This window comes from Bacillus sp. JJ1521 (genome assembly GCF_036965165.1).
GTDB lineage: Bacteria > Bacillota > Bacilli > Bacillales > Bacillaceae_L > Ferdinandcohnia.
This window is the reverse complement of the sequence record NZ_JBALOX010000274.1, coordinates 1-4699: the sequence shown is the minus strand read 5'-3', so window position 1 is coordinate 4699 and position 4699 is coordinate 1. Positions and strand designations below refer to the sequence as shown.

Here is a 4699-nt window from a genome sequence, read left to right as displayed (position 1 = left end):
GGCCTTACACGGGGTCGGTCCAACTGCCATTCGAGAGCTTCGAAAAGCACTCGAAGAAAAGGGACTTGCTTTTAAAATCGAAGAGTAAACGAAAATCGCGAGGGTCATTCCCCGCGATTTTCTTGTTCCCCACGTTTCTTGTTTGATTGTAAATATAGCGGATCATCTTCATCGTTTTACTACCCTGTATCATAATTACAAGAGTATAAATGGTTGTTAAAACAACCCCTAGAATCGCAATCCAAAACAGTGTTGTGATTTTCGTCCCTCTACTAAACATATCAATCCCCCAATTCTTTAGTCTATTTGTAGCTTTTACGACTGAATGGAGATAATCCTTTTTTCTTGGAATTGGAGGATTAATACATTTTTTGGCGAATTATTTAGGTAGATTTTTTTTCGATTTCATAAAAGCTTCAACCGACTCATCAAGTAATCTTTCGCGGTTCAAGTCTTCATTAACATCTGAATCGACTTCCGTCTCAGTTTTAAAAACTCCATATGTATCTTCTGGATCAAAAAGATTGTATTTGTCTTTTGACATTTGGCATCACTCCTTTACGGTAGTGTAAGCAAACTGACCAAATTATACTCTATCTCTTTATTGGTCTTTCAAGTGTTAAAATTTCGTCGTCAAGGGAGGCGAATTGTTGGTCAACCACCGTTTTTACATCGTGGACGGCGGCATTGTATATATGTGGTGCTAGTTTTTCTTTCACAAAATGCAATACTTGTTCTGCCGCAAATTCACTGATTTCCTCATCTCTTTCTAGTGAGAAGAATTCTTGTATGTCGGAAATCATCATTTGCTGTTGTTCTTTCGTTAGTTTTATATACAATTGAAAACACTCCTTTATTTTGAAAGGTGGACATAGCAATGAAATTGAAAACAATATTGATCGTCATTCCACTGCTCCTCGTACTACTATACAGTTTTACATATGTACCTCACAAGCTATTTGATATAAGGCCAGAGGATGTTTCGAGAATACATATTGTCGATGGGAACTCGGGATTTAGGTTTGATATTACGTCTGAAGAGGACATCAACCACATCATTAAGAATTTAAACGAGGTTACATTTAAAAAGGGGAAGCTCTCAGCAGGATATTTAGGATATCGTTTTGATTCAACAATTTATGATAATGAAGGTAAGCAAATAAAGGCACTAATCATCAATTCAAGCGACATGTTAAGATACAATGGATTTTTCTATACGCCAACAGATATTCCACTTGAGTATGATTTCATTGATGTAATAGCCACAGAATTAAAAAAGGATGAGCCGCTTTAAGCTCATCCTTGTCTTATTAATAGATGCGATCTCCGTTAAAGATTGAGTTCTTTACTACCACATAATCAACGTGGCGGATTGAATCTAATTTGTTTCCACCTGAATAAGAGATAGCAGACTGTAGGTCTTGTTCCATTTCTTTAAGTGTATCTTTTAATGAGCCTTTGTGCTCAACGTAGATTTTCTTACCTTCAACGTTTTTCTTTTCACCTTTTTGGAATTCAGAAGCCGAACCGAAGTATTCTTTAACTAGCTTACCGTCAACTTCTTTTGTTTCACCTGGTGATTCTTCATGTCCAGCGAAGAGGGAACCGATCATAACCATTTTCGCACCGAAGCGGACTGATTTTGCGATATCACCGTGTGTACGGATACCACCATCAGCAATAACTGGTTTTGTTGCAGCCTTTGCACACCAACGAAGTGCAGCAAGTTGCCAGCCACCAGTTCCGAAACCAGTTTTGATTTTTGTGATACAAACCTTACCAGGTCCAATTCCAACCTTTGTTGCGTCAGCACCAGCATTTTCTAATTCTCTTACCGCTTCTGGAGTACCAACGTTACCAGCAATCACAAAGCTCTTTGGTAAATGCTTCTTAAGATGCTTTATCATTTCGATGACTGAGTTCGAATGACCATGCGCAATATCAATTGTAACGAATTCGGGTACAAGATTTTCTTCCGCAAGTTGTTCAACGAAAGTGTACTCCTCAGACTTAACTCCAACACTAATTGAAGCGATTAATCCACGAGATTGCATGTCTTTAATAAAATCAACACGTTTTTCAGGGTTGAATCGGTGCATGATATAGAAATAGCCATTTTCAGCTAAAGTTAATGCGATTTTCTCATCTATAATGGTCTGCATGTTTGCAGGGACAACCGGAAGTTTAAATGTGTGGCCACCAAATTCAACTGTTGTGTCACACTCAGAACGACTGTTTACAATACATTTTGCAGGGATTAACTGAATATCTTCGTAATCAAAAACATTATCCATTTAAAAACACTCCTAAAACCGAATATTAATTTCTTGTTTATTTAATAATGTTCGTACATTAGATAATGTACATGATTTTTAAAACGATGTCAAAGCTTTTTTATTTTTTTTAGCCGAACAAGATGTAATCATGAAAAAAGCCTGCGGTTGTCGCAGGCTAAAAAAACTACAAAATATCGTTCAATTCTGAATCTGAATATACGGAGATTAAAATCACTGCTGTTGTTTCCCCAATATTTTTTACGAAATGGGGGACACTGGCATTCCAACTGAAGGAATCGCCTTCTTCTACGATAATGGAATCTTCGCCTTGTTCAGCAAGGATTTTTCCTTTTAAAACTAAATGGCATTCTTCGCCTTCATGGGCGTTCGGTTCTCCCATTGAAGCACCTGGTGGACATTCAACAATCATCATCCGCAAGCCACCTTTTGAGGTAAGATGTTCTACTTTTAAATTGTTAAAAGACGTGGTTGTACGTGCATTCTTTCGAACGACTCGCATATGTTCTTTTTTCTCTAATAATAAGTAGGGAAGCGGAACCTCGAGAAAATCTGATATTGCTTTTAACGTATTGATTGAAGGGGATGTATTGTTGTTTTCAACATTACTAATAAAACCCTTTGAAAGGCCAGTACCTTCGCACATTTGGGCGATGGTTATTTTTTTTCGATTTCGTATCGCGCGAATTTTAGTACCAATATCCATAATCTGTACCTCACATGTTTTCTTTTGTGAAACATAATTCTATAGTAGCAAAAAACATGTTGACAATCTACTATACTCTTGTTATCTTATAAACAACAAATATTCATATTAGAAAACAAACCTTAATAGTTTTCTTTTTTTGCCTATAGGTTTCTTTATATGGATATTTTATCTCTATATAAATACCTTGCTGTGGGGATACTTTTAGTAAATAACAGGAAGAAGGGATGATTGAAGTGAATACACCTTTTGTTTATGAGCTGCGCAATCCATCAACAATCGATTCTGATAAAAGATTTCCTGCTTTGTTTTTAATGCATGGTATGGGGAGCAATGAACAAGATCTACTCTCATTGGTAAAAGGCTTGGAGGAAACATTTTATATTTTTAGTATTCGTGGTCCATTGGCACAGCCACCTGGGTATGCCTTTTTTACGATTGAAGGTTATGGCAAACCGCATAGGGAAGTATTTGACCAAAGCATTGCACAACTCACGAATTTTCTTGATTATGCTACGGAAAACTATCCGATTGATCAAGAAAACATCTATTTACTAGGATTCAGTCAAGGGGCTATTGTGTCGATGACTTTAGGATTTGCATTAGGAGAACGAATTAAGGGCATTGTTGCACTGAGTGGATATATTCCTGGTTTTGTAAAAGAAGAATATGACATCCAGCCAGTCGAAAACCTTTCAATCTTCATTTCACATGGGGAACATGACCCAGTGTTGCCGTATCAATGGGGAGTAGAAAGTAAGGAATTTTTTGAAAAGCAAGGAGCGAATGTGAGTTTTCATTCATATCCGGAAGGTCACTCCGTTTCATTACAAAATTATCGTGATTTTATGGAATGGATGACGAACGATTTAAAAAATGGAGGAAATAGAAATGGAAAATAAATTTGAATTAGGGAATTTCATTATTAGAGTTGTTTTAGGTATTACGTTTTTTGTTCATGGACTTGTAAAGTTTCAAGGTGGCATTGAAAACACTGTTGGCTGGTTTGAGAGCATTGGAATTCCAGGATTTGCCGCATATGGTGTAGCGATTGTTGAGCTTGTTGGCGGAATTATGTTAGTTCTTGGCTTGTTTAGTCGAATCGTTTCCATTCTTTTTGCGGTAGTAATGGTTGGTGCAATTGTTAAAGTGAAACTGGCTATAGGATTTTTAGGCGATGGACAGATGGCTGGCTATGAATTAGACATGGCATTTCTTGCGATGTCTGTGATGCTTGCTATCACTGGTTCTAAGGCGTTTGCTCTTGATCAATTTATTTCAAAAGGGAAAGAGAATACGACAACATCTGTTAATTAAGTAAAAAAGCATTACCTTTTAATTAGGTAATGCTTTTTTGAATTCCACGTTTATTAAAACAACCTCAGACCTTGTTCCAAGTCGAAGAGGTGGTCCCCACGTTCCAAACCCAGAAGATACGATTGAATGTAAATCACCTTTTTTCAATATCCCATAATCATTTTCATAAAGCATGCCGGTAATTAGATTTCCGGGAAACACTTGTCCCCGGTGGGTATGTCCCGAAAGTATCAGGTCGATTTCATTAGCTTCAGCAGCATCCAGTTCATTTGGTTGATGGTCTAACATAATTAACGGTTTTGAGGAATCAAGGGAAGAAACAAGGTTCCGAATTTCGACACGATTTTTATCTGTCTCATCATTTCTTCCTATTATATAGATC

At 37.0% G+C, this 4699-nt stretch carries 8 protein-coding genes and 1 pseudogene; 3 read left to right on the top strand and 6 right to left on the bottom strand.

Annotated elements, in window-relative coordinates; genetic code table 11:
- Positions 1-4: 4 nt before the first annotated feature.
- The 3 genes from V7147_RS24655 to V7147_RS24645 all read right to left on the bottom strand — a co-directional run bounded on the left by V7147_RS24655 (position 5) and on the right by V7147_RS24645 (position 839).
- Positions 5-280 (bottom strand): hypothetical protein, encoded by a 276-nt coding sequence (locus tag V7147_RS24655; protein ID WP_335370434.1) that lies wholly within the window; start codon positions 278-280, stop codon positions 5-7.
- 99 nt (positions 281-379) lie between these two features.
- Complete coding sequence (locus V7147_RS24650) at positions 380-544, bottom strand: hypothetical protein (protein ID WP_335370433.1); 165 nt, start codon at positions 542-544, stop codon at positions 380-382.
- Between the two features lie 49 nt (positions 545-593).
- Positions 594-839, bottom strand: a complete 246-nt coding sequence (locus V7147_RS24645; protein WP_335370432.1) for a DUF2164 domain-containing protein — start codon at positions 837-839, stop codon at positions 594-596.
- Between the two features lie 38 nt (positions 840-877).
- On the opposite strand from V7147_RS24645, the gene V7147_RS24640 reads away from it, so the two are divergent.
- On the top strand, positions 878-1294 hold the full coding sequence (locus tag V7147_RS24640) for a hypothetical protein (RefSeq protein ID WP_335370431.1): 417 nt from the start codon (positions 878-880) through the stop codon (positions 1292-1294).
- Positions 1295-1310: 16 nt separating this feature from the next.
- Here V7147_RS24640 and guaC read toward each other — a convergent pair whose 3' ends face one another.
- Complete coding sequence (gene guaC, locus V7147_RS24635) at positions 1311-2294, bottom strand: GMP reductase (RefSeq protein WP_335370430.1); 984 nt, start codon at positions 2292-2294, stop codon at positions 1311-1313.
- Positions 2295-2460: 166 nt separating this feature from the next.
- On the bottom strand, positions 2461-3000 hold the full coding sequence (locus tag V7147_RS24630) for a helix-turn-helix domain-containing protein (RefSeq protein WP_335370429.1): 540 nt from the start codon (positions 2998-3000) through the stop codon (positions 2461-2463).
- A 227-nt stretch (positions 3001-3227) separates the two neighbouring features.
- Here V7147_RS24630 and V7147_RS24625 point away from each other — a divergent pair, with 227 nt between their 5' ends.
- Together V7147_RS24625 and V7147_RS24620 are read left to right on the top strand one after the other, a co-directional pair.
- On the top strand, positions 3228-3902 hold the full coding sequence (locus tag V7147_RS24625) for an alpha/beta hydrolase (protein WP_438824653.1): 675 nt from the start codon (positions 3228-3230) through the stop codon (positions 3900-3902).
- The gene (locus V7147_RS24620) at positions 3892-4317 is read left to right on the top strand and encodes a DoxX family protein (RefSeq protein ID WP_335370428.1); all 426 of its coding nucleotides are present in this window, start codon (positions 3892-3894) and stop codon (positions 4315-4317) included. Before V7147_RS24625 ends, V7147_RS24620 begins: the two co-directional genes overlap by 11 nt.
- Positions 4318-4335: 18 nt before the next feature.
- Here the strand turns inward: V7147_RS24620 and V7147_RS24615 are convergent.
- Positions 4336-4699 (bottom strand): annotated as a pseudogene (locus tag V7147_RS24615) (metallophosphoesterase); the annotation flags it as partial.